Origin of the sequence: Sphingomonas sp. KRR8, from assembly GCF_023559245.1 — a bacterium.
In the GTDB taxonomy this organism is placed as follows: Bacteria; Pseudomonadota; Alphaproteobacteria; order Sphingomonadales; family Sphingomonadaceae; genus Sphingomicrobium.
In genome coordinates this window covers 2,736,497-2,758,132 of record NZ_CP097462.1, presented here as the reverse complement: position 1 = coordinate 2,758,132, position 21,636 = coordinate 2,736,497, and the positions used below count along the sequence as shown (strand labels likewise).

At 66.1% G+C, this 21,636-nt stretch carries 27 protein-coding genes and 1 tRNA gene; 15 read left to right on the top strand and 13 right to left on the bottom strand.

Features of this window, described 5'->3' with window-relative positions; translation table 11 throughout:
- The first annotated feature begins 59 nt into the window (after positions 1–59).
- The 3 genes from crtY to M8312_RS13915 are packed head-to-tail and all read left to right on the top strand — an operon-like array spanning position 60 to position 3,615.
- Positions 60–1,202, top strand: coding sequence for a lycopene beta-cyclase CrtY (gene crtY / locus M8312_RS13925; RefSeq protein WP_250118282.1), 1,143 nt, complete (start codon positions 60–62; stop codon positions 1,200–1,202).
- Complete coding sequence (locus M8312_RS13920; RefSeq protein ID WP_250118281.1) at positions 1,199–2,668, top strand: phytoene desaturase; 1,470 nt, start codon at positions 1,199–1,201, stop codon at positions 2,666–2,668. Before crtY ends, M8312_RS13920 begins: the two co-directional genes overlap by 4 nt.
- Positions 2,665–3,615: a phytoene/squalene synthase family protein gene (locus M8312_RS13915; protein ID WP_250118280.1), complete on the top strand. Its 951-nt coding sequence runs from the start codon at positions 2,665–2,667 to the stop codon at positions 3,613–3,615. The genes M8312_RS13920 and M8312_RS13915 overlap by 4 nt, the downstream gene beginning before the upstream one ends.
- Here M8312_RS13915 and M8312_RS13910 read toward each other — a convergent pair.
- The 3 genes from M8312_RS13910 to M8312_RS13900 form a co-directional block, all read right to left on the bottom strand.
- A complete protein-coding gene (locus tag M8312_RS13910) occupies positions 3,554–4,096 on the bottom strand; it encodes a sterol desaturase family protein (protein ID WP_250118279.1) in 543 nt (180 codons plus the stop codon). The two genes, M8312_RS13915 and M8312_RS13910, sit on opposite strands and share 62 nt — an antisense overlap.
- A gap of 65 nt (positions 4,097–4,161) precedes the next feature.
- Positions 4,162–4,452, bottom strand: a complete 291-nt coding sequence (locus M8312_RS13905) for a hypothetical protein (protein WP_250118278.1) — start codon at positions 4,450–4,452, stop codon at positions 4,162–4,164.
- Between the two features lie 32 nt (positions 4,453–4,484).
- A complete protein-coding gene (locus M8312_RS13900; RefSeq protein WP_250118277.1) occupies positions 4,485–5,000 on the bottom strand; it encodes a DNA-deoxyinosine glycosylase in 516 nt (171 codons plus the stop codon).
- Positions 5,001–5,156: 156 nt separating this feature from the next.
- Between M8312_RS13900 and M8312_RS13895 the strand changes: the two genes are divergently transcribed.
- Positions 5,157–5,423 (top strand): CsbD family protein, encoded by a 267-nt coding sequence (locus M8312_RS13895; RefSeq protein WP_250118276.1) that lies wholly within the window; start codon positions 5,157–5,159, stop codon positions 5,421–5,423.
- Positions 5,424–5,468: 45 nt separating this feature from the next.
- Positions 5,469–6,638: a glycosyltransferase family 4 protein gene (locus M8312_RS13890; protein WP_250118275.1), complete on the top strand. Its 1,170-nt coding sequence runs from the start codon at positions 5,469–5,471 to the stop codon at positions 6,636–6,638.
- A gap of 22 nt (positions 6,639–6,660) precedes the next feature.
- Here the strand turns inward: M8312_RS13890 and M8312_RS13885 are convergent, their stop codons facing one another.
- Positions 6,661–7,302: a PadR family transcriptional regulator gene (locus M8312_RS13885; protein WP_250118274.1), complete on the bottom strand. Its 642-nt coding sequence runs from the start codon at positions 7,300–7,302 to the stop codon at positions 6,661–6,663.
- Positions 7,303–7,399: 97 nt separating this feature from the next.
- Here M8312_RS13885 and M8312_RS13880 point away from each other — a divergent pair, with 97 nt between their 5' ends.
- From M8312_RS13880 to M8312_RS13865, 4 genes are all read left to right on the top strand, one after another.
- Positions 7,400–8,725 carry a replication-associated recombination protein A gene (locus M8312_RS13880; RefSeq protein WP_250118273.1) on the top strand — a complete coding sequence of 442 codons (1,326 nt, stop codon included), beginning with the start codon at positions 7,400–7,402 and terminating at the stop codon, positions 8,723–8,725.
- Positions 8,726–8,739: 14 nt separating this feature from the next.
- A complete protein-coding gene (locus tag M8312_RS13875; RefSeq protein ID WP_250118272.1) occupies positions 8,740–10,053 on the top strand; it encodes a mechanosensitive ion channel in 1,314 nt (437 codons plus the stop codon).
- A complete protein-coding gene (locus M8312_RS13870; protein ID WP_250118271.1) occupies positions 10,050–10,901 on the top strand; it encodes a hypothetical protein in 852 nt (283 codons plus the stop codon). The genes M8312_RS13875 and M8312_RS13870 overlap by 4 nt, the downstream gene beginning before the upstream one ends.
- Before the next feature lie 27 nt (positions 10,902–10,928).
- Positions 10,929–11,003 (top strand) — tRNA-Thr (locus tag M8312_RS13865).
- 55 nt (positions 11,004–11,058) lie between these two features.
- Here M8312_RS13865 and M8312_RS13860 read toward each other — a convergent pair.
- Positions 11,059–11,355: a PspC domain-containing protein gene (locus M8312_RS13860; protein ID WP_250118270.1), complete on the bottom strand. Its 297-nt coding sequence runs from the start codon at positions 11,353–11,355 to the stop codon at positions 11,059–11,061.
- A 182-nt stretch (positions 11,356–11,537) separates the two neighbouring features.
- Positions 11,538–12,770: a threonine synthase gene (locus M8312_RS13855; RefSeq protein WP_250118269.1), complete on the bottom strand. Its 1,233-nt coding sequence runs from the start codon at positions 12,768–12,770 to the stop codon at positions 11,538–11,540.
- Positions 12,771–12,906: 136 nt separating this feature from the next.
- On the opposite strand from M8312_RS13855, the gene M8312_RS13850 reads away from it, so the two are divergent.
- The gene (locus M8312_RS13850) at positions 12,907–15,009 is read left to right on the top strand and encodes a TonB-dependent receptor (protein WP_250118268.1); all 2,103 of its coding nucleotides are present in this window, start codon (positions 12,907–12,909) and stop codon (positions 15,007–15,009) included.
- Here the strand turns inward: M8312_RS13850 and M8312_RS13845 are convergent.
- The 5 genes from M8312_RS13845 to M8312_RS13825 all read right to left on the bottom strand — a co-directional run bounded on the left by M8312_RS13845 (position 15,006) and on the right by M8312_RS13825 (position 16,684).
- Positions 15,006–15,542, bottom strand: a complete 537-nt coding sequence (locus tag M8312_RS13845; RefSeq protein WP_250118267.1) for a hypothetical protein — start codon at positions 15,540–15,542, stop codon at positions 15,006–15,008. The two genes, M8312_RS13850 and M8312_RS13845, sit on opposite strands and share 4 nt — an antisense overlap.
- Positions 15,543–15,673: 131 nt before the next feature.
- A complete protein-coding gene (locus M8312_RS13840) occupies positions 15,674–15,916 on the bottom strand; it encodes a hypothetical protein (RefSeq protein ID WP_250118266.1) in 243 nt (80 codons plus the stop codon).
- Positions 15,916–16,344: a PspC domain-containing protein gene (locus M8312_RS13835; protein ID WP_250118265.1), complete on the bottom strand. Its 429-nt coding sequence runs from the start codon at positions 16,342–16,344 to the stop codon at positions 15,916–15,918. The genes M8312_RS13840 and M8312_RS13835 overlap by 1 nt, the downstream gene beginning before the upstream one ends.
- 24 nt (positions 16,345–16,368) lie before the next feature.
- Positions 16,369–16,551 carry a hypothetical protein gene (locus M8312_RS13830; RefSeq protein ID WP_250118264.1) on the bottom strand — a complete coding sequence of 61 codons (183 nt, stop codon included), beginning with the start codon at positions 16,549–16,551 and terminating at the stop codon, positions 16,369–16,371.
- On the bottom strand, positions 16,544–16,684 hold the full coding sequence (locus M8312_RS13825) for a hypothetical protein (protein ID WP_250118263.1): 141 nt from the start codon (positions 16,682–16,684) through the stop codon (positions 16,544–16,546). Before M8312_RS13825 ends, M8312_RS13830 begins: the two co-directional genes overlap by 8 nt.
- 226 nt (positions 16,685–16,910) lie before the next feature.
- Between M8312_RS13825 and M8312_RS13820 the strand changes: the two genes are divergently transcribed.
- Positions 16,911–17,162 carry a hypothetical protein gene (locus tag M8312_RS13820; RefSeq protein ID WP_250118262.1) on the top strand — a complete coding sequence of 84 codons (252 nt, stop codon included), beginning with the start codon at positions 16,911–16,913 and terminating at the stop codon, positions 17,160–17,162.
- Positions 17,163–17,186: 24 nt separating this feature from the next.
- On the opposite strand, the gene M8312_RS13815 is transcribed toward M8312_RS13820, so the two are convergent.
- Complete coding sequence (locus M8312_RS13815; RefSeq protein WP_250118261.1) at positions 17,187–17,486, bottom strand: DUF3297 family protein; 300 nt, start codon at positions 17,484–17,486, stop codon at positions 17,187–17,189.
- Between the two features lie 91 nt (positions 17,487–17,577).
- Here M8312_RS13815 and M8312_RS13810 point away from each other — a divergent pair, with 91 nt between their 5' ends.
- The 4 genes from M8312_RS13810 to M8312_RS13795 all read left to right on the top strand — a co-directional run bounded on the left by M8312_RS13810 (position 17,578) and on the right by M8312_RS13795 (position 21,404).
- Entirely contained in the window at positions 17,578–18,846 is a 1,269-nt protein-coding gene (locus M8312_RS13810) for a thiamine pyrophosphate-dependent enzyme (RefSeq protein WP_250118260.1), read from the top strand.
- Between the two features lies 1 nt (position 18,847).
- Positions 18,848–19,861: an alpha-ketoacid dehydrogenase subunit beta gene (locus tag M8312_RS13805; protein WP_502957428.1), complete on the top strand. Its 1,014-nt coding sequence runs from the start codon at positions 18,848–18,850 to the stop codon at positions 19,859–19,861.
- The gene (locus tag M8312_RS13800; RefSeq protein WP_250118259.1) at positions 19,861–21,147 is read left to right on the top strand and encodes a dihydrolipoamide acetyltransferase family protein; all 1,287 of its coding nucleotides are present in this window, start codon (positions 19,861–19,863) and stop codon (positions 21,145–21,147) included. The genes M8312_RS13805 and M8312_RS13800 overlap by 1 nt, the downstream gene beginning before the upstream one ends.
- 62 nt (positions 21,148–21,209) lie before the next feature.
- Positions 21,210–21,404, top strand: a complete 195-nt coding sequence (locus tag M8312_RS13795) for a hypothetical protein (protein WP_250118258.1) — start codon at positions 21,210–21,212, stop codon at positions 21,402–21,404.
- A 4-nt stretch (positions 21,405–21,408) separates the two neighbouring features.
- On the opposite strand, the gene M8312_RS13790 is transcribed toward M8312_RS13795, so the two are convergent.
- A complete protein-coding gene (locus M8312_RS13790) occupies positions 21,409–21,612 on the bottom strand; it encodes a hypothetical protein (RefSeq protein ID WP_250118257.1) in 204 nt (67 codons plus the stop codon).
- Positions 21,613–21,636: the final 24 nt, after the last annotated feature.

Genomic DNA, 21,636 nt, shown 5'->3' with positions numbered 1-21,636 from the left:
AGCTGGCGGGTCCATTTACGGCTTTTCCCTTAGCGGTTGCCATGCGACAGGGGCAGGTAATGGCGGCCCCCGACTTCGACCTCTTGATCTTGGGCGGCGGCCTGGCAGGAGGTTTGACTGCACTCGCGCTCGCGCGGCGGCGTCCGGACCTGCGTGTCGGAATTGTCGAACCAGGTGCCCGTATCGGCGGCAATCACCTTTGGTCCTTCTTCGAGAGCGACGTTGCACCGGCTGATCGCTGGCTTGTCGAGCCACTGATCGGCCATCGCTGGAATGCATACGAAGTGCGCTTCCCGGCGCACTCCCGCATTCTCGATCAGGCATACCGCACCATCGAGAGCGAAGCGCTCGATGCAGCCGTCAGGGCCGCCCTGCCTGGCGAGCGCATCCTGCGCGCCGCCAGCCTCACCGTCAGTTCCACGGCGGCCACGCTCGACGACGGTCGTACCGTTGCGGCCGCAGCCATCCTCGACGCCCGCGGCGGCAAGGCGGAAGGGCTTCAACTCGGTTGGCAGAAGTTCGTCGGCCAGCTCCTCCACGTCCCGCAGGGCCATGGTCTCGGCCACCCCATCGTGATGGACGCAGACGTCGATCAGGCCAACGGCTACCGCTTTGTCTATTGCCTCCCCTTCAGCCGAACAGAGCTGTTCGTCGAGGACACCTACTACGCCGACGAGCAGGACCTTGATGTTGGGACTTTGCGCGATCGGATCGGTGACTATGCCGCAGCACAGGGCTGGCAGATTGCCGAACGAACCCGCGAGGAATGCGGTCAGCTGCCTGTCTTGAAGGGAGGTGACTTCGATGCCTTGTGGCCGGCCACCGACCTGGTCGCGCGTGCTGGCGCGAAGGGTGCCTTCTTCCACCCTTTGACGAGCTATTCGCTCCCCGACGCCGTTCGCTTCGCCACGTGGATCGCAACGCTGCCCAGCTTCGACGATCTCGGCCCCGCGACCCGGTCCCGGGCGAAAGCGCACTGGCGCCGCGGCCAGTTCGACCGCCTGCTCTCCCGAATGCTGTTCGACGCCGCCGATCCTGCGCAGCGCTATCGCGTGCTGGAGCGCTTCTACCGGCTTCCGTCCCCCTTGATCGCTCGCTTCTACGCGGGGAAGAGCACGGCGTTCGATCGGGCACGCATCCTGACTGGGCGCCCGCCCGTCCCTATCTCGCGCGCTCTCCGGGCGCTGAAGGAACCCAAGTGAAGAGTGCGATCGTTATTGGCGCGGGTTTCGGCGGACTGGCACTGGCCATTCGCCTGCAGTCGGCCGGCATCCAGACGACGGTCGTCGAGGCGCGGGACAAGCCCGGCGGCCGCGCATACGTGTGGGAGCGCGACGGTCATGTGTTCGACGCTGGCCCGACCGTCATTACCGATCCCGACTGCCTGCAGCGTCTGTGGCAACTGACTGGCCACCGACTTGAAGATGACGTTGAGCTTGTTCCAGTGAAGCCCTTCTATCGGCTTGCCTGGCCGGACGGTGTGGTGTTCGACTACACCAACGACGATGCCGAGCTGAAGCAGGCCATGGATGCGCTAAACCCGGACGATTGGGCCGGCTACCAGCGCTTCCTCGCCTACTCGGCCGGGGTATTCCGCGAAGGCTATCTCAAACTTGGCACCAAAGCGTTCGAAAGCGTCGGCGACATGCTCAAGGCCGCGCCGGCGCTGGCGAAGTACCAGGCTTGGCGTTCGGTTTACTCGACGGTGTCGAGTTTCGTTAAGGAAGAGCACCTCCGCCAGGCGCTCAGCTTTCATACTCTGCTGGTCGGCGGCAATCCGATGACCTGCTCATCCATCTACGCTCTGATCCACAAGCTGGAGCGCGATGGCGGGGTCTGGTTCGCCAAAGGCGGCACCAACCGGCTGATCGCGGGAATGGTCCGTCATTTCGAGCGGATCGGCGGAAAGGTTCGCCTCGGTGATCCGGTGACTGCAATCACGACCCGCGGCGACTCTGTCACCGGCGTTCGCACCCGCTCGGGCTGGACCGGCGAGGCTGACGCTGTCGCTAGCAATGGTGACGTGGTCCATAGCTACGGTCTGATCGAAGGCTCATCGCGCGGAGCGGCTCAGGTCCGCAGCCTGAAACGCAAGCGTTTCTCGCCCGGCCTGTTCGTGCTCCACTTTGGGCTTGAGGGCACTTTCCCCGATATCGCCCACCACACGATCATGTTCGGGCCCCGCTACCAGGGCCTGCTCGGCGACATCTACAATCGCGGGACGCTTGCGACGGACCCGTCACTCTACCTTCACCACCCGACAGTCACCGACCCGAGCATGGCGCCGCCCGGCTGCTCTACCTTCTACGCCCTTGCTCCCGTACCGAACCTGGGCAAGGCGCCGGTGGACTGGAGCAGCGAGGGTGAGAAGTATCAGAACGTCGTCCTCGACATCCTTGCCGACCGGCTGATCCCGGATATCCGTGAGCGCATTCGGACCATTTTTCACTATACACCGGACGACTTCGGCCGCGACCTGTCGGCGCACCTGGGCTCGGCCTTCAGCCTGGAGCCCGTTCTGTGGCAATCGGCCTGGTTCCGCACCCACAATCGCGATGACAAGCTCCGGAACCTTTACTTCGTTGGTGCAGGTACCCATCCGGGCGCGGGCATCCCGGGAGTGGTTGGCAGTGCGGAGGCCACTGCGGGACTGATGCTCGCCGCATGAGCGCCGCGGATGATCGCGCACGGCTGGTGGAAGCCGCCCTGGCCAGCATCTCCGTTGGCTCCAAGAGCTTCCGGTTCGCCAGCCAGCTGTTCGATCTCCAGACCCGCGAACGCAGCTGGCTGCTCTACGCCTGGTGTCGCGCTTGCGACGATGTGACCGACGGACAAACGCTTGGTCATGACGCCGTAGCAGTGAATGACAGCGCGGCGCGCATTACCTTCCTGTATGACCGAACGGCCAAGGCCCTCGCGGGCGAGCCGACCGGAATCGTCGCGTTCGAGGCGCTTCGTACTGTCGCTGCCGAATGCCACATTCCCGCTGCGGTCACTGCCGATCACCTCGCCGGGTTCGACCGCGACGCAGCCGGCTGGCGACCGGAAACGGAGGAGGACCTCCTCTCTTATTGCTACCAGGTCGCTGGCGCCGTCGGTGTGATGATGGCGCATGTCATGGGCGTGGATGCAGGCGATACTGATACCCTCGACCGCGCCGCCGACCTCGGCATTGCCTTCCAATTAGCGAATATCGCCCGCGACATTGTCGAGGATGCGCGGATCGGCCGGGTGTATCTGCCTAACCGATGGCTCGCCGCCGAGGGCCTCACCGACGCTGACTTGGCCGAGCCGCGGCACCGCGCTGCGCTTGCGCGCATTGCCCGCCGCCTGAGCGAATTGGCCGATGCTTATCGACGCTCGGCCCGGGTCGGTGCCGCTCGCCTGCCGTTCCGCAGCCGTTGGGCAGTGCTGTCCGCCAGCGGCATTTATGGTGAGATCGCTATCCGCGCGGCAGCACTCGGCCCCCGCGCATGGGATGGGCGCATCAGCACCGGGAAAGGTGAGAAACTGGCGCTCGTAATGGAGGCCTTCTGGGAAGCTTTGTGGCCAGTCAGACCTGTTCCACGGACGGGCTTGTGGACTCGCCCGCGGCACGCCCCTTCGGCGCCCTGACCTCGGCCTTGGCGCTGGTTGCAAGCGCTCGCTTCAGCCGCTCGACGGGCGGTGCATAGACGAAGCCGAAGCTCACTGCCCCTTCACGTCCATGCACCGCATGGTGCAGCTTGTGTGCCTGCACAATCCGGCGGAAATAGCGGCTCCGTGGCACGATGCGGTGGGCGATGCGGCCATGCACGATCACATCGTGAAAACCGAAATAGACCAGCCCATAAGCGGCCACGCCCGCCCCGACGCAAGCCGCCCATCCGCCGAGCTGCCCGTGAACGCCCGCATAGATCAGGGCCACTGACGGCAGGGCCAACAGCACACCATACCAGTCGTTCGCCTCGAACCAGCCGGTTCGCTCCCGGTGATGGCTCTCGTGTAGCCGCCAGCCAAGGCGCGAATGCATGACCCAGCGGTGCAGTGCGTATGCAACCGCCTCCATGAAGACGATGGTGGTGCAGAACAGGGCAAGGCCAGCGGCTGCGTTCATCGCTCCCATATAGCCTCGATCCCCACCGCCACAACGGCGCCAAGGCGCCTCCGGGTGGCCGATCGTCAGTGCTGTTCGGCCAGGAACCGCATCAGTTCGGCCAGCGTGCTTTCCATCTGGTCCTGCATCTGGCTGACGAGTTCATTCTCGCGCATGCCTTCATGGTCGAGCGGCTTGGAATAGGAATCGCTGAACGCCTTGAGGTCGTTTGCGTCGAACACGCCCCGGGCGACCAGCTTGGCCAGGATCACCAGTAGCCCGTTGGTATTGGCGATCGTCCCTGCGACGAGCGCCTCGTCAACCATCGACAGGTCAGTGGCTGGGGCGTCCTCGGTGTCGCTCAAGTCTTCGGCCATGCCCGAATGGGTGGGGTTGCCGGCGCCGCCTGTCAACCGAGGAGCGGCCTAAGCTCGGCCCATCGCGCGGCCTTGGCCGCGAAGGCAAGGGTGTAGGCCGGGCTAGACGAAGGCAGGTCGATCAGCGTCAATCCCGTGCTCTGCAGCATCCGCCGCCCGATCTTCGCCGCAGTGGCACCATTGAACCCGATCCCACGAAGCTCGGTAAGTTCGGATGCGAGCTCCACCAATGGCGTGGCGGCGACGTCGCGAAGTGCCTGGTCGAGGCTCCCTTCGCGGCGGGCGCTGGCAACCACATCCCACAGGCCAACTTGCCGCCGCCGCAGCAGTGCCAGCCTTTCCTCATAGCCAAGCGCCGCCAGCGGCTCGTCCAATATGGTCTCCAATAAGCGCCAGAACTGGTTCTGGGGGTGAACGTAATAGCGCTGCGCCCGAAGCGAGGCGTCGCCCGGCAGGCTCCCGCAGATGAGCAAACGCGTGTGTCGGTCCACGACGGGCGCGAACGAGGACTTGGGAAGTGCGGGGTCCATCGCCATCTTGCCTGCCATGCGTGTCTCCTTCCGCCTAGCCGCCATTGTCGGCCTTGCCTTGCTGCTGCGATCCAGCCGAGCCGGCCGGCGCTGAGCGCATTAACCTTGTTCGGCGTAGCAACGACCCGGCGGCTGGCGCGTTGAAACGGCAAATCCCCCATCAGGAGAAAAACCATGAACGTCGATACGCTCGTCGGTGAAGGCACGAACATGAAGGGTCAGCTCAAGCAGGGCCTTGGCGACGCTACCAACGATCCGGCGCTGCAGCAGGACGGCATGGTCGACCAGCTGTCCGGCCAGGCTCGGAAGAGCTTTGGCGCACTTCGCGATTTCGCGCGCGAGCAGCCGATCAAGACGGCTGCTGTGGCCGGCGCGCTGGGCCTGGCGCTGATTGGTACCCTGCGCGGTCGCCCGATCGCGGCGAGCCGCAAGAGTCGCTAAGCGAAAAGTGGAATCTGTCCGGCCATCCCGTTAAGGGGTGGCCGGATGGACGCCTCGGACCTCCGCATCGCGCTCGTCTCGGGCAATTACAATTATGTGCGTGACGGCGCCAATCAGGCGCTCAACCGGCTAGTTGGCTATCTGCTGCGCCAGGGCGCCCAGGTTCGCGTCTATTCGCCGACTGTCGATCAACCGGCCTTTCCACCCACCGGCGACCTCGTCTCCCTTCCGTCCGTAGCGCTCCCTGGAGAACGCGATGAATATCGCATGCCTCTGGGCCTCCCCGCGCGCGTCCGGAAAGATCTCGACGAGTTCCGCCCGAACATCATGCATGTCGCGAGCCCCGACGTGTCATCGCATCGCGCCGTCAGCTGGGCCCGCCGCCGCGACCTGCCGGTGATCGCCTCGGTTCACACGCGCTTCGAGACTTACCTCACTTACTACCACCTGCAGGCGTTTGAGCCGCTGCTTCGCGCCATGCTGCGCCGCTTCTACTCGCGTTGCGACGCACTGATTGTGCCGGCCGAGTCGACGGCGGCTGTCCTTCGCGCCCAACGCATGAACAGGAACATCACGATCTGGGCGCGCGGCGTAGACCGTGAGCAATTCAATCCGGGCCGCCGGGACTTGCGCTGGCGGACCGGCATGGGCCTAAGCGAAAACGACTTCGTCGTCGGCTTCCTCGGCCGCACCGTGATGGAGAAGGGCCTCGACGTCTTCGTCGACACCATCGCAGAACTCAACGCTCGCGGTGTCGCGCACAGGGTCATGGTGATCGGCGACGGACCGGCCCGGGGCTGGTTCGCCGAGCGGCTGCCGGGCGCCGTCTTCCTCGGCCAGCAGGTCGGCCCTGACCTCGCCCGAGCGCTGGCCAGCTGCGACGTCCTGCTCAACCCCAGCGTTACCGAAGCGTTCGGCAATGTCACGCTCGAGGCGATGGCGGTCGGCCTGCCGGTGGTTGCAGCGGCCGCTACCGGGGCCAACAGCCTGGTTTGCGGCGGAAAGACCGGCATCCTGGTCGAGCCTGGCGACATCGACGGCTTCGCCACTGCGCTCACCGATTATGCCCACGATCCTGAGCTTCGCCATGCCCATGGTCAGGCCGGTCTGGCTTACGCCGAGACGCAGGATTGGGATCACATCAACGCCGCCGTGATCAAGACTTACGTGCGCGCCATAGCCCGCCGCGAGCGGCTCGCGCGGATGCGGAGCTAACCCGCACCCGCGAAGCATCGCCTTACCTCAGCCGCTCGATCCGCTTGGCGGCGTCGTCGAGGATGTCGGTGACCTCGGCCAGTAGCTCCTCATTCCAGCCCTCGCGAGCCACCCGGTTCTTGAGTGCGTGCATCAGATTGCCCATGGCACGGCCGATCTCCGGCCGCTGATGCTCGCGCCGCGATGATCCGGTCTCCTCGAGCCGGTTCATCAGCCGCTCGATGTCCTCCGCATTAGCCTCGATCTCCTTGCGACCTTCTTCGGTCACGGCGAACTTCTTGCGCGATCCGCCGCCGTCCTGTTCCTCGATCTGACCCATGTCCTGCAGCATGGTGAGGGTCGGGTAGATCACGCCGGGGCTTGGCGCGTACACACCGTGCGTCAGCTCCTCGATGGCCTTGATCAGGTCGTAACCGTGGCGCGGTTCGTCCGCGATGAGCTTGAGCAGCACCAGCCGCAATTCACCCGACCCGAAAAAGCGGCCACGCCGCCCAGCCCCGCCGCGACCACCGCCACCGGGGAAGCCCCGGCCAAGGTCCCAGCCCTGTCCGGGATCGAATTCGAAGCGGAAGTTACCCGGGCCGAAGCTCCAGCTGCGCCCGCCACCGAACATGCCCCGTTCGCCGCGGCCACCTTGGCCGCATCCCGCACCATGCCAGCCCATATGTTTTCTCCTATCTAAGTTGCGTCTAGATATATCTTAGACGCAGCACCGACAAGTCCTGCTGGAAAGTTTTGGCGGCGTGCCTAGAAGAACGGCGATGGCGGACCTGTTCAATGATGCCCCGCCCGCGTCCGCGCCGGCCGATCCGGTGGCCACTGCTGCCGCCCCGCTGGCCGATCGCCTGCGCCCGGCCACGCTCGCGGACGTCATCGGTCAGGACCACCTCACCGGCCCCGACGGCCCGATCGGCCGCATGGTCGCGGCCGGCAAGCTCTCCAGCATGATCCTTTGGGGGCCACCCGGCACCGGCAAGACCAGCATCGCCCGGCTTCTTGCCGCCGCCGTAGGGCTGCGCTTTGTTGCGCTTTCGGCCGTGTTCAGTGGCGTTGCCGATCTTAAGAAGGTGTTTGCCGAAGCCAAGACCGCCGTCCGCGCGGGCCAGCGCACGCTCCTCTTCGTGGACGAGATACACCGCTTCAATCGCTCGCAGCAGGATGGCTTCCTTCCGTTCGTCGAGGACGGCACCGTGGTCCTCGTCGGAGCGACGACCGAGAATCCCAGTTTCGAACTCAATGCCGCATTGCTCAGCCGCTGCCAGGTGCTCGTGCTGCACCGCCTCGACGCCGTGGCGCTGGACGACTTGCTGACGCGGGCCGAGACCGAAGTCGGACGCCCCCTCCCTCTGACATCCGAAGCCCGCGAGGCGCTGGTTGCTACTGCCGACGGCGACGGCCGGTTCCTGCTCAACCAGGCCGAGTTGCTGTTCGACATCGGACCCCAGGAGGCGCTCGATCCCGCTTCGCTGCGTGACCTGCTCCAGCGACGCCTGCCGGTCTACGACAAGGACCGCGAAGGCCATTACGGCCTCATCTCGGCACTCCACAAATCGATCCGGGGCTCCGACCCGAATGCTGCCCTCTACTACCTCGCGCGGATGCTTACTGCGGGCGAGGAGCCGCTCTACCTGCTACGCCGCCTGACCCGCGCCGCAGTCGAGGACATCGGCCTCGCCGATCCGCAAGCGCTCGTCCAATGCATGGCGGCGAAGGACACCTACGACTTCCTTGGCTCACCCGAGGGCGAACTGGCGATCGTCCAGGCCTGCCTCTACCTCGCCACCGCGCCCAAATCGAATGCGGTGTACAAGGCGCAGAAGGCAGCGTGGAAAAGCGCGAAGGAGCATGGCTCACTGTCCCCACCCAAGCACATATTGGGTGCTCCGACCCGCCTGATGCGTGACCTCGGCTACGGCGAGGGGTATGCCTACGACCACGACGCACCCGACGGCTTTTCCGGACAGGCTTACTGGCCCGAGGAAATGACTGCAGAGACCTTTTACGAGCCTACCGACCGCGGCTTCGAACGGAAGCTCGCCGAGCGCCTTGCATGGTGGGCACAACGCCGGGCAGATAGGACCGACTGAGCAGGAGGGCTCCCATGTACCAGACACCAACCACGGACTATTATCGCGATCAGTTGGTTTTGTGGGGGCCGCGTATACTGATCGCCATCCTGATCATCCTGGTGACGTGGGTGGTTGCCCGGGCGGTGCACTGGGCGATCAGCCGGGCCGTCGCGAAGACTCCTGCGCTCCAGAAGCACACGCCGGGTGACCAGCACGAGACGGTGGGTCACCAGCTCGGCACCATTGCCAAGCTGATCGTCTGGCTGGTCGGCATCATGGCGGCGCTTCGTTACCTCGGCGTCGGCGAGATCCTGGCGCCGATCAACCAGCTCACCACCGAGATCTTCGCTTTCCTTCCCCGCCTGCTCGGCGCCGGCCTCATCTTCTTCATCGGCCTGATCGTCGCCCGCATCGTCCGCCGGCTGGTCGAGACGCTGCTGGCAGCCGCCAACGTCGACGGGTGGATGGCGCGTGCGGGCCTGGGCGATCACCCCAGCACCGTCGCTGCCGATCCCGCCGCCGTGCCGCCAGGCACCGTTCCCGGCAGTCCCCGCGCAACGCTCGCCAAGGCCGCCGGAACACTCGTCTTCGCCCTCATCATCATCCCGGTCGCGATCGCCGCCCTGCAGGTGCTTGGCATCGAAGCGATCAGCGGCCCGGCCATCGCCATGCTCAACGAGATCGGCGCCGCCATCCCGCGCATCCTGACCGCCGCCCTGTGGCTCGGGATCGCGCTGGTCGCGGCACGCTTCCTCAAGACCATCATCGAGTCCATCTTGCCGCCGACCGGCTTCGACGACGCGGTTCGCGCCACCGGCATCCTCCCGGCCCGCACGGCACCCAGCCGGATCGTCGCCAACATCGCATTCATCGCGATCATCCTTGCGGCCGCGATCGAAGCCGCCCGGCAGCTGGGCGGCGATCAGGTGGCCATCTTCCTGATCCAGGTGACCGACCTCGGCTCCAAGGTGATCTTCGGCACACTGATCATCGTCGCGGGCATCTTCCTGGCCCGGATCATCGCCAATCTGGTCGGCTCCGGCACGGGGGAAGGCGGCTATGCGCAGACCATCATCCGCTACGCGATCATTGCCCTGTTCACCGCGATCGGGCTCACCTTCATGGGACTTGCCGACCAGATCGTGATCCTGGCGTTCGGCCTGATCCTGGGCTCGGCGGCAGTGGCGACGGCGCTGGCGTTCGGACTCGGCGGCCGTGACGCGGCAGCGCGCCTGCTCGAGCGCTATACGGACAACATGACTCCCCCCAAGCCGCGCGCCAGTCGTCCTGCCCGCCTCGAAGGTACCCGCGAGCAGCCCGACGACCGTCAGCCGCCGCTGGTGTGACGCCGCGGTTCACACGGTTCGTCGCGATCGACTGGTCGGGAGCCAAAGGCCGGCGGCACAAGGGTATCGCCATTGCCGAGGCGCGGGGCGACACCGCTCCGCGCCTCGTCCGTCCGGGCCATGTCTGGAGCCGGACGGAAGTCGCGGACTGGCTGGTCAAGGAGGCTCAGCGCGAGCCCAGCCTGTTCGGCTTCGACTTCAGCTTCGCCCCGCCACACGCCGAGCGCGGCTCTTATCTTCCGGGCGAACCGGACGTGCCCGACAATGCTCGCGACTTCTGGGCATATGTCGACGCCCAGGCGCCCGATGAGGACCTCGGGGCAGCAAGCTTCCTTGAACAGGTCCACCGCCCGCACTTCTATTTCGGCATCGCCGATGGGGTGAAGGCCGACTTCGTCCGCTTCCGGCAGTGCGACGCCCGGCTGAACCAGCAGGGCGGCCGGAAGACTGCCAGCGCCTATGACGCGATTGGCGCGGCCCAGGTCGCCAAGGCCAGCTTCTCGGGCATGCGCCTGCTGCACCGCATTTCAGGTCAGGTCGCAATCTTTCCCATGGACCCGCTGCCGGATCACGGGAGCGCGGTGGTCGAGATCTACACCCGCATCTACCTGCGCATGGCGGGGATGAGCGGCACCAAGCTGCGCACGCGAGCCGACCTGAACCAGGCACTGAAAGGATTGGGCAGTCCGCCCGCGCGGCTTCGGTTCGAGCCCAACGACCACCAGACCGACGCGCTGGTGACCGCCGCCGGAATGCGAGCGCTCGCAGCCCGGCCGCACGCCTTCCGCCCCGCCGGCCTGACGGCCGAACTCGCCCGCACGGAAGGCTGGACCTTCGGCATCTTGTGAAGCAATAGGCCGGTGACGCTTCGGCGCGCCGGCTTAGCACAGTGGTAGTGCAGCGGTTTTGTAAACCGAAGGTCGGGGGTTCAAATCCCTCAGCCGGCACCAACTTTCGGAGGGCCATCCGGGGATGGTCCGCTCCGAAGGTTCAAGAGCCTTTACGTTACGCGGCCTGGGCCAGCTCCCGCTGCTCATTGTCAGCGACAACCGTCGGCGCAGCGTCAGCCACGGCCGCAGGCGACTGAACCCTGGCGGTCTTCACCGGCCAGATCATCCGCGTTGCGAATACGCCCACGCACAGCAGGGCATAGAGCCCGAAGGCAAGCGTCGGGCTGTAGAGAATCGTGGCGGCCAGCGGCAGTCGCAACCAGAGCGGGTTGATGCCGAGGTCGTCGCCGACTCCCTGACACGCGCCGAACAGCGTATCCCGGCGGAAGAAGAGGTTGGGCTTGCTGGTCACTGGTCTAAACTCCTGAAAATGGCGTCCGTTGGCAGGTCGCCACTCCCTATGCATGGCGCGTGCCATGCAAGGCCGATCCTTGCTTTTCCGTTACTTAGCCCCCCAGTAGTTAACCGGGGATGGCTTATGCTGCGCTGCAGCATCCGCACAGTTGGGATTTCCTCCCAACTTCGGCAAGGGGTCTAGAGGGTCGTGCCGCTCGTTTCGGCGAGCCGGATCCGCTTGGCACTGTCCGGCAGCGGGTACTTGTTCCCCGCCGCGCAGTTGAACAGCATGACCTGCTCCTGCGCTCCGACCAGTCCCAGCTCACGCGCTCTGCGCCATCCGGCCAGCACCGCCCCGCCCTCCGGGCAGAGCAGGGTGCCGTCGGCATGAGCCGCGTCGCGCACGGCGGCCGCGATCGCCTCCTCGCTTACGGCCAATGCCGCGCCATGGCTCTCGCGCACCGCGCGCAGGATCAGGAAGTCGCCAACCGCCTTGGGCACCCGGATACCGGTGGCCATGGTGGCCGCACCTTCCCACCGCTCCGCGAACTCGTCGCCATTCTCCCACGCCCGCACCATCGGCGCGCAGCCCTCGGCCTGGATGGCGAACATGCGCGGCCGTTCGGGGCCGATGAGGCCGGCTGCCTCCAGCTCGGCAAAGGCCTTCCACATGCCGATCAGGCCGGTGCCTCCGCCCGTGGGATAGAAGATGGCGTCCGGAAGCCTCCAGCCAAGCTGCTCGGCCAGCTCCAGGCCCATCACCTTCTTGCCCTCGGCTCGGTAGGGTTCCTTGAGCGTCGACACGTCGAACCAGCGTCCTGCCGCCGCCCCTTCGCCCACCAGCCGACCGCATTCGTCGATCTGGCCGTCGGCAACAAAGACGTCGGCACCATAAGCGGCAGTCTCGGTCACGTTGATCAGCGGCGTTTCCGCGGGGCAGATCACGGTCGCCTTCATGCCGGCGGCGGCGGCATAGGCCGCCAGAGCGGCGCCGGCGTTGCCGTTGGTCGGCAACGCAACCGATTGAGTACCGAAGTGCTTCGCCATGCTGATCGCCATGGCCAGGCCACGGGCCTTGAATGACCCCGTCGGCAGCCGGCCCTCGTCCTTCACCAACAGAGGCGCGACACCCTCACGGGCGGACAAGCGCGTCAGCGGCAGCAAGGGAGTCTCGATCTCCCCGAGGCTGACCGGCTCGGCGCCGGGCGGCAGCGGCAACAGCTCACGCCACTTCCACATGCCGGCGGGACGCGCCGCCAGCACTTCCCGAGTCATCAACCGTCCCGCTGAAGCCGCATCATAGCGGACCAGCAGCGGCCGGCCCGCACGGCTCAGATTGTGGACCTGGTCAGCCTCATAATACTCGCCCGTGAGCGAGCATTCGAGATGGGTGACGAATGATTGTTCATGGAGTGGCAAGGGCTGGGTCATCACAGGGCCCCTAGACGCAGCCGCTCGACGGAGCGAGCCCCAGCGTTCGACAAACGACCGGCCCCAAACTTGCGATGATGTATCATCCAAGTCTAGGGACCCGGCCAAGCCATCCAGATCATTCTGCGAGTAGTTCATGTCCACCGCTTTCCTTGCCGCCGCGCTTGTCGCGCAACCCGTCGCCGTTCCCACGGAGCCTGCGGCCACCGTTGTCACCACGCCGGCCGAGGATGCTGGCGCCGCCGCGCCGCCCCCTACCGCTGCCGCGCCGCAAGGGCAGGACATCGTCGTCACCGGCCGTCGCCGGCGCGACGATGATGTGCTCGGAAACGTGCAGGTGCTCGGCGGGACCGAGCTCGCGTCCAGCGTTCGCCCGACACTCGGCGAAACGCTGGCGAACCAGCCGGGCGTCAGCGCGACCAGCAACGGTCCGAACGCCTCGCGGCCGGTGCTGCGCGGCTTCACCGGCGACCGCATCCGCGTCCTTGCGGACGGAATCGGCAGCCTGGACGTCTCCACCTCCAGCCCCGACCATGCGGTGGCGATCAACCCGCTCACCGCCCAGTCGATCGAGGTGGTCCACGGCCCCGCGGCCCTGCTGTTCGGAAGCTCGGCCATTGGCGGGGTGGTGAACGTGGTGGACAACCGCATCCCGCGTTCGATTCCCAGCCGCGGTGTCGGCGGACAGGTCAACCTCGGCTACGGCACCGCCGCCAACGACCGGTTGGCGAGCGGAGTCCTCAATGTTGCGGTTGGCGGCGGCTTCGTCGCCCATGCCGACGCAAGCTGGGCCAAGAACGATGACCTGCGTACCGGCGGCACCATCCTGGCCGACCCGCTGCGAACGCAGGCCCTGGCCAGCCCCGACGCGGATATTCGTGCGCTGGCCGGCCTGAAGGGTGACCTCCCCAACAGCGCCGGCCGCAGTGCAGAGGTGGCTGGCGGCCTCGCTTATGTCGACGGCGGGCTCAACGTTGGTGTTTCGGCGACGCGCCGGACGTCGCTTTACGGCGTGCCGATCCGCTATTCGCTCGACCCCGCAATCGGGTCGGAGAGTTCGCGCATCAATGTCCACCAGACCCGCTACGACGCCCGGGCCGAAATGCCGCTGCACGGCGCGTTCCGCCAGCTGCGCTTTCGTGGTGGCCTGTCGGACTACAAGCATGATGAGCTCGCCCCGGACGGCGGGGTCAACAGCACCTTCTTTTCCAAGGGCGGGGAAGCACGCCTCGACCTGGAGCAGGCCGATCGGAACGGGTTCGGGGGCGCCAGCGGAATCCAGTATCTCGACAAGCGCGAGCGAATCCGGGGCGACGAGAAGTATCTTCCCGACAGCCGGCAGCGGCAGGCGGGCCTGTTCACCGTCCAGCATTATGAGACCGGCCCGGTGCGGATCGAAGGCGGCGTACGCTTCGAGAAGTCGCGCCTCACCGCCGCCGCCGACGCGGTCGTCGGCAATCCCGACCTCCGCCGCAGCTTCTCCACCGTGTCCGCATCGGTGGGTGCAAGCTACAAGCTGAACTCCGACTGGCGGCTGAGCGGTGACCTCGCCCGCAACGCCCGCGCGCCGTCGATCGACGAGTTGTTCGCCAACGGCCCGCATGGCGGCACCGCTTCGTTCGAGCTTGGCGACCCGACCCTCAGGACCGAACGCAGCATCGGCGGCGAGGCCAGCCTGCGCTATGCCCATGGGGACACCCACGTCGGCCTGACCGCCTACGCCAGCAAGTTCGGCAACTTCATCTACCAGGTGCCGACCGGCGAGATCCGCGACGACCTGCCGGTCTATGCCTTCCGCCAGGGCAAGGCGACCTACACCGGCTTCGAGCTGGAGGCTGGGGCGCCAATCGGCACCGTGGGCGGCGTGCAGTTCGGCGCGGAGGGCTTTGCCGATTATGTCCGCGCCAGCATCAAGGACTTCGGCCCGGCCCCGCAGATCCCGCCGCTTCGGGTGCAGGGCGCGCTGACGGCGAAGCGCGGCAAGGTCGACGCGCGGCTGGAGGTGGAGCGTGACTTCGCCCAGCGGCGGACCGCACCGAACGAAACCGAGACGAACGGCTTCACGCTGGTGAACGCGGCGGTGAACTGGCGTCCGCTGGAGGACCGGCCGAGCCTGACGCTGGGCCTTTCCGCCAACAATTTGTTCGACGTGACCGCCCGGCGGGCGAGCAGCCTGCTCAAGGATTATGCACCGCTGGCGGGCCGCGACATCCGGCTGACGGCGAGCTTCGGCTTCTAGGAGAGCGCGGCCCGCAGCAGCGGGTCCATCACGAGGTGGGTGAGCGGGTGCGCGATGGCCGCCGCCGCCCACCCGTGACGCCAGTAAAGCAGCCCCCACACGCACCCGACCAGCCAGAAGCGGAACAGCGAGTAGACGGGCAACTGAATGAGCGGCCCGACCACGTTGACGAACTGCGCGGCAACGATCGCCACGATCACCGGCCAGATCGCTCCGCTCCGCGCGAAGCGGGTGAAGAACAGCAGAAGCAGCGTCATGACGAGCAGCCGGTATTTCACCTCTTCCATCAGCGACCCTAGCATGGCGGCGGCGGTTCGATGCTCGAGCGGGCTGGTGTAAAAGGCAACGTAATCCGCTGGCAGCGCGGCGCGGAAGACGACGGCGTCGAGCACAAGGATGAACAACGACACGCCGGCAATGCTGAGCACGACGGCCCGCGCCGCAGCTCCCCAGTTGGTGGGGAGGAAGCGAGGCTGATCGGCGATTGCGATCGGGCTTAAGAGTGGCTTGGCGGCTGATTGGGCGAATGACATCGCCGCAGCAGTTAACGGCGGTAGTTTAACGGGAAACTAATGCGCGAAGAGCTTTTGCATCTTTGCTGAAGCGTGGTCCTGAAGTGGGCGGTCTCCACATGGCTACGGCTCCTCGACCGAGGAGCCGCCACCTAGAGGTCGATCCCGCTGGCGATCTGCTCGAGCTTGCGGACGCGCTCCTTGAGGTCCGCCATCTCGATCCGCCCGCCCGTCAAGGTTGGCGCGCTGTCCTCACGATAGCTGGGCATTCCGTGCGCCAGCTCCATTTTCTTCAGCTCAAGCCAGCCGTTCCAGCCCTTGAGCACGGCGATCGCGGCCAGGCCCAGTCCCACCAGGGTCAGCGCGCCGATCGTCAGAACCGTCTCGAAGCCCATCAGTTGGTCTCCTTTTCCGTCTTCTTGTCCTCGCGGCGCAGCGCTTCGATCTCGCGAGCGAGAGCGTCGCTGTCGGCCGAGTGGAGGTGGTCATCGATCGCCATCAGCCGGCGGTCGGTTGCGTCCAGCTTGGTGCGAAGGTCGTGAATGGAGGTCCGCGCGCCGACATCGCTCATCCGCTCGAACTCGCTCCGCCGATCCAGCCGCTCGGGCCGGTTCAGCCGCCCCTTGGCGATCGCTCCGACAGCGGCGCAGATCATGTAGATGACGATGACGTTCCAGAGCGAGATCAGCGGCAGCAGCGGCGCCGCGACGAAGCCCACCCGAATGAACGTCGGGTCGATGTTGAAGCTGCGACCCAGCCCGGAACACACACCCAGCAGCTTCTTGTCGCGGGAGTCGAGGGCAAAGGGGATGCGGCTTGTCATGGCGGTCAGATCCTTGAAGAAGGTTCAGCGTTTGATGGCAGCGAAGAGTGCGGAAAGCGCACTCGCGGCCACGATGTCGAGAAAGTCGAGTGCCCGGCCTACTGGCCCGAGCGCGAGACCTTCTTGCGAAGCCTCGACCGGGATCGGCCCGATCCATTCGAGCCTGCCCCGGCGGGGCTCCAGCGCGGTCACGCCGGCCTCAAGCATTGACGAGGGTCCGCACCGGCAGGCTGACGGCCTGGGCTTGGGCGGGGGCAATCGCGGCGCCGACGGTGATGCTGCTCACCATGAGGGCGGCAATGGCGGCGAAAAACGAAGTCTTGATGGTCACGGTCTTCACTCCCTGTCGTGTCCGCCGGATCGCCCGGCGAGGCATGCCAATAACAATACAAGACCCGTGCCAAACGCAGATTTCCGCCATTTGCTGAACGATCGTTCAGCTTGGTGGGGCGGGATTGGGACTTTCCACCATGCGACTTGGGATGTTTCGCCAATCCGCGCCAAGGAACCGCCAAGCCAGACAGTGCGCTTTGTGAAGCAGACAGGATTTTTTTGGGAGAAGATCGATGCTCGGCAAATTGGCTGGTGCCTTTATCGGCAACCGTGTCGCGGGACGCCACGACGGCGTGAAGGGAGCGATCCTCGGTGCGGCCGGCGCCCGCATGGCGGCACGGGGCCTCGGGCCCTTCGGCACTCTGCTCGCGCTCGGTTATGGTGCGAAGAAGCTCTACGACTGGAACCGTGAGCGCAAGTCGACCCCGACCTACCCGCGCTCGGCGACGCCGGCGTCACCCACCACGCGTACGCACAGCCTGTAGATGTGAGATCGGGCCGGCGAAACCTTAGGCTTCGTCGGACTGGTCCGTGGCGCCGTCGTCACCGGCCTGCGTGTCGGCGCCGGCCTCGGCATTCTGGAAGTAGGGCTCGACCGTGCCCTTGAGCTTCATGGTCATCGGGTTGCCGAACCGGTCCCGGCTCTTGCCCGCGGCGACCTTGATCCAGCCCTCGCTGACCGAATATTCCTCGACGTTGGTCTTCTCGTTGCCGTTGAAGCGTATGCCCACCCCTCGCTGGAGGAGCTCCGCGTTGAAATGCGGGCTGCTGGGGTCGAGGCTGAGGCGGTCGGGCGGGGTGTCTGACATGCCCTGCCGCTAGCCCGTCCCGGCGGGACGGGTCAACCGCTCGACCACGCGCGGTTGCCGCCCGCCCGACTCCGCTTTAAGCGCGGCGGCGATGAGTGAGGTCGACCCCACAGACCGCCGCAACGCGCCGGCGCTGTCGCTGCATGTGCCCGAGCCGGATTACCGGCCCGGTGATACGCCCGATTTTTCCAAGGTGGTGGTGCCGCCAGCGGGTGCCGCGCCGCGGCCGGACACCGGCGCTCCGGCGCGGGAGACCTTCCCGCTGACCGACACGCTGGTCAGGGTGCTGGACGATGAAGGCCGCCCGACCGGTCCCTGGGACCCGAGGCTCGATCCCGAGACCATGCGCAAGATGCTGCGCGACATGGTCACGGTTCGGGTATTCGACGACCGGATGTATCGCGCCCAGCGGCAGGGCAAGACCAGCTTCTACATGAAATGCACCGGGGAAGAGGCGATTGCGGTCGCCGCCGCTGCCGCGCTCGACCGCGACGACATGAACTTCCCGACGTACCGCCAGCAGGGCCTGTTGGTGGCCCGCGGCTACCCGCTGGTCGACATGATGTGCCAGATCTATTCTAACCGCGGGGACAAGCTGCACGGTCGCCAGCTGCCGATCATGTATTCGGACAAGCCGCACGGTTTCTTCTCGATCAGCGGGAACCTGGGCACTCAATATCCGCAGGCCGTCGGCTGGGCGATGGCCAGCGCGATCAAGGGCGACAGCCGCATTGCCATGGGCTGGATCGGCGACGGCGCCACGGCCGAAGGCGATTTCCACTCCGCGCTGACCTTCGCCGCTGTCTATACCGCGCCCGTGATCCTGGCGGTGGTCAACAACCAGTGGGCGATCTCCAGCTTCAGCGGCATCGCCGGCGCGGAGAAGGCGACCTTCGCCAATCGCGCGGTCGGCTATGGCATCGCGGGCCTCCGGGTCGATGGCAATGACGCGCTTGCCGTCTATGCCGCGACCCGCTGGGCGGCAGAGCGTGCGCGCGGCAACCACGGACCGACCCTGATCGAATACTTCACCTATCGCGCGGAAGGGCACAGCACTTCCGACGACCCCACGGGCTACCGCCCGGCAGGCGAAGCCCAGCAATGGCCGTTGGGCGACCCGATCGAGCGGCTGAAGCAACATCTCATCGGCGCCGGCGAGTGGGACGAGCACCGTCATTCGGAACTGGTGAAGGCCGCCGACGCGGAAGTCCGCGCTGCCCAGAAGGAAGCCGAGAAACTCGGCATCTTGCCCGAACAGGGCCGCGAGAACATCGCCAGCATGTTCGACGACGTCTTCGCGGAAGTGCCCTGGCACGTCGCCGAGCAGCGCGACCAGTGCCTCAAGGAAGCAGGGCTCTGATATGGCCACGATGAACATGATCGAGGCCATCAACTCGGCCCATCGCGTGATGATGGCGCGCGACCCCGATGTCGTCGTCTTCGGCGAGGACGTCGGCTACTTCGGTGGCGTATTCCGCGCCACTGCCGGGCTTCAGAAGGAGTTCGGCAAGCAGCGCTGCTTCGACGCGCCGATCAGCGAAGGCGGGATCGTCGGCACGGCCGTCGGCATGGCGGCCTATGGCTTGAAGCCGCTGATCGAGATCCAGTTCGCGGACTATATCTACCCCGGCTATGACCAGATCGTCAGCGAAGTCGCCCGCATGCGCTATCGCACGGCCGGCGAGTGGACGATGCCGATGGTCATCCGCTCGCCCTATGGCGGGGGCATCTTCGGCGGCCAGACCCACAGCCAGAGCCCCGAAGCGCTGTTCACGCATGTCGCGGGGCTGAAGGTCGTCATCCCCTCGACGCCGTACGACGCCAAGGGCCTGCTGATCGCCGCGATCGAGGATCCCGATCCGGTGCTCTTCTTCGAGCCCAAGCGAATCTACAACGGCCCATTCGACGGCCATCATGATCGCCCAGTCACGCCCTGGGCCAAGCGCCCGGAAGCGCAGGTACCGGACGACTATTATACCGTACCGCTGGCCAAGGCGCGCGTCGCCCGCGAAGGCGCGGAGCTGACCGTCCTCACCTACGGCACGATGGTCCATGTCGCGGTTGCCGCCGCCGAGGAGAATGGCGTCGACGCCGAAGTCATCGACCTGCGCACGCTCGTGCCGCTCGACATCGCGGCGATCGAGGCGAGCGTGAAGAAAACCGGCCGTTGCCTGGTGGTCCAGGAAGCGACCCGCACCAGCGGTTTCGGCGCGGAACTCGCCGCGCTGGTGCAGGAGCGCTGCTTCTACCATCTCGAAGCGCCCGTCGAGCGGGTCGCGGGGTGGGACACGCCCTACCCGCACGCTTACGAGTGGGCCTATTTCCCGGGGCCCAAGCGCATGAAACTTGCCCTAGAAAAAGTGATGGCTGACTGATGGCGACTTACCAGTTCAAGCTCCCCGACATCGGCGAAGGCATTGCCGAGGCCGAGATCGTCGCCTGGCACGTCAAAGTCGGTGACCGGGTCGAGGAAGACCAGCAACTCGCCGACATGATGACCGACAAGGCGACCGTGGAGATGGAGTCGCCGGTGGCCGGCACCGTCACCGCGCTTGCCGGAGAGGTCGGCGATCAGGTCGCGATCGGCTCGGTGCTGGTGACCATCGAGACGGAGGGCGCTGCCGCCGCTCCCACTGCCGCGGCGGAAGAAGTCCCGCTGGCCGATGGCGCGGAGGTCCCGACGCCTGCTCAGGAAGCAGCCAACCCCACCCTGGAAGTCGCCGAACCGCCGACCGCGCCTCAAGCGGCGGTGGCGGCCCAGGCTGAACCGGAAGCGCCCGCCGCGCCGCCATCGGCCGAACACAAGCCGCAAATCCTCACCACGCCGGCCGTGCGCCAGCGCGCCCGCGATCTCGGCATCGACCTTGCGCAGGTGAAGAGCGTCGACGGGCGTATTCGTCACGCCGACCTCGACGCCTACCTGCTCTACAATGGTGGCAGCGTTTCGACCCGCGGGTCGGGCGCCCCTCGCGCCGACGAGCAGATCAAGGTCGTCGGCCTGCGCCGCAAGATCGCGGAGAATATGCAGGAGGCGAAGCGCCGGATTCCGCACTTTGCGCTGGTCGACGAGTTCGACGTCACCGCGCTTGAGGACGCGCGCGCGATGATGAACCGGGACCGCGGCTCGAACCCGAAGCTGACGATCCTTCCGTTCCTGATCACCGCGCTGACCCGCGCTTTCGCGGACTATCCGATGATCAACGCCACCTACGATGATGCGGCGAACGTGGTGACCCGGCATGGAGCGGTGCACATGGGCATGGCGGCGCAGACCCCTGGCGGCCTGATGGTGCCGGTGATCCGCAACGCGGAGCGCCTGTCGATCTGGCAACTCGCCGCGGAGATCGCGCGCCTGTCGGATGCCGCCAAGACGGGCAAGGCCACGCGGGAGGAGTTGAGCGGACCGACCTTCACCATCTCGTCGCTCGGGCCGATGGGCGGAATCGCCTCCACCCCCGTCATCTCACCGCCGCAGGTCGCGACCATCGCGGTCAACAAGATTGAGGAAAAGGTCGTGCCGCTGAACGGCGAGCTGGAGATCCGCAAGCGGATGAACCTGTCCCTTTCATGCGACCATCGCGTGGTCGATGGGTGGGATGCGGCAAGCTTCCTGCAGGCGCTCAGGCCTTTGATCGAGAACCCGCTTCGCCTGCTTGCCTGACAATAGAAGAAAAGTCAGAAAGTCGGCTTGTCGACACAAGTCCATGGCGCTACCGGCTTGCCATGCCGGAGGAGATCAAAGCGACCGCTCTTCGTGACAAGGCGGCCAAGTGCCGTCGTTTGGCCAACGGTATGGCGGACGATCAGACCATAGCCGCGCTGCTGCGGCTCGCTGAGGCTTATGACCGACAGGCCGAGGAGGCTCAGTCGGCAGGCGCCGCTCACATCGAGCAGATCATGCCGCGGATGGCGGAATAAGGGTCTACTTCGGCCGGTGGTCGATCTTCTTCTCGCGTTGCTGCCCGGTTGCGCGCAGCCCCTCCTCGATCAGCCGCTCGCCTGATTCGATCGCCGCGTCGGGCGTCAGCGCCACATCGACCGAATCCGGTCCGTCGACGAGCACGCGTCCGTCCTCGGCGATCACCTCGCTGGCCTTGGCGTAGGTCTCGGTCTTTTTCTTTCTCATGCAGTGCCAACCGAGAGAGCGTCG

What these genes read in the sequence shown, in the direction of transcription:
- M8312_RS13875 (WP_250118272.1), top strand. Translation starts at nt 8,740, where the DNA reads ATGTACCAGACACCAACCACGGACTATTATCGCGATCAGTTGGTTTTG.
- M8312_RS13820 (WP_250118262.1), top strand. Translation starts at nt 16,911, where the DNA reads ATGCTCGGCAAATTGGCTGGTGCCTTTATCGGCAACCGTGTCGCGGGA.
- M8312_RS13815 (WP_250118261.1), bottom strand. Translation starts at nt 17,486, where the DNA reads ATGTCAGACACCCCGCCCGACCGCCTCAGCCTCGACCCCAGCAGCCCG.
- M8312_RS13795 (WP_250118258.1), top strand. Translation starts at nt 21,210, where the DNA reads ATGCCGGAGGAGATCAAAGCGACCGCTCTTCGTGACAAGGCGGCCAAG.
- M8312_RS13805 (WP_502957428.1), top strand. Translation starts at nt 18,848, where the DNA reads ATGGCCACGATGAACATGATCGAGGCCATCAACTCGGCCCATCGCGTG.
- M8312_RS13800 (WP_250118259.1), top strand. Translation starts at nt 19,861, where the DNA reads ATGGCGACTTACCAGTTCAAGCTCCCCGACATCGGCGAAGGCATTGCC.
- M8312_RS13890 (WP_250118275.1), top strand. Translation starts at nt 5,469, where the DNA reads ATGGACGCCTCGGACCTCCGCATCGCGCTCGTCTCGGGCAATTACAAT.
- M8312_RS13850 (WP_250118268.1), top strand. Translation starts at nt 12,907, where the DNA reads ATGTCCACCGCTTTCCTTGCCGCCGCGCTTGTCGCGCAACCCGTCGCC.
- M8312_RS13885 (WP_250118274.1), bottom strand. Translation starts at nt 7,302, where the DNA reads ATGGGCTGGCATGGTGCGGGATGCGGCCAAGGTGGCCGCGGCGAACGG.
- M8312_RS13915 (WP_250118280.1), top strand. Translation starts at nt 2,665, where the DNA reads ATGAGCGCCGCGGATGATCGCGCACGGCTGGTGGAAGCCGCCCTGGCC.
- crtY (WP_250118282.1), top strand. Translation starts at nt 60, where the DNA reads ATGGCGGCCCCCGACTTCGACCTCTTGATCTTGGGCGGCGGCCTGGCA.
- M8312_RS13845 (WP_250118267.1), bottom strand. Translation starts at nt 15,542, where the DNA reads ATGTCATTCGCCCAATCAGCCGCCAAGCCACTCTTAAGCCCGATCGCA.
- M8312_RS13910 (WP_250118279.1), bottom strand. Translation starts at nt 4,096, where the DNA reads ATGAACGCAGCCGCTGGCCTTGCCCTGTTCTGCACCACCATCGTCTTC.
- M8312_RS13835 (WP_250118265.1), bottom strand. Translation starts at nt 16,344, where the DNA reads ATGACAAGCCGCATCCCCTTTGCCCTCGACTCCCGCGACAAGAAGCTG.
- M8312_RS13880 (WP_250118273.1), top strand. Translation starts at nt 7,400, where the DNA reads ATGGCGGACCTGTTCAATGATGCCCCGCCCGCGTCCGCGCCGGCCGAT.
- M8312_RS13840 (WP_250118266.1), bottom strand. Translation starts at nt 15,916, where the DNA reads ATGGGCTTCGAGACGGTTCTGACGATCGGCGCGCTGACCCTGGTGGGA.
- M8312_RS13855 (WP_250118269.1), bottom strand. Translation starts at nt 12,770, where the DNA reads ATGACCCAGCCCTTGCCACTCCATGAACAATCATTCGTCACCCATCTC.
- M8312_RS13790 (WP_250118257.1), bottom strand. Translation starts at nt 21,612, where the DNA reads ATGAGAAAGAAAAAGACCGAGACCTACGCCAAGGCCAGCGAGGTGATC.
- M8312_RS13900 (WP_250118277.1), bottom strand. Translation starts at nt 5,000, where the DNA reads ATGGCAGGCAAGATGGCGATGGACCCCGCACTTCCCAAGTCCTCGTTC.
- M8312_RS13905 (WP_250118278.1), bottom strand. Translation starts at nt 4,452, where the DNA reads ATGGCCGAAGACTTGAGCGACACCGAGGACGCCCCAGCCACTGACCTG.
- M8312_RS13810 (WP_250118260.1), top strand. Translation starts at nt 17,578, where the DNA reads ATGAGTGAGGTCGACCCCACAGACCGCCGCAACGCGCCGGCGCTGTCG.
- M8312_RS13830 (WP_250118264.1), bottom strand. Translation starts at nt 16,551, where the DNA reads ATGCTTGAGGCCGGCGTGACCGCGCTGGAGCCCCGCCGGGGCAGGCTC.
- M8312_RS13895 (WP_250118276.1), top strand. Translation starts at nt 5,157, where the DNA reads ATGAACGTCGATACGCTCGTCGGTGAAGGCACGAACATGAAGGGTCAG.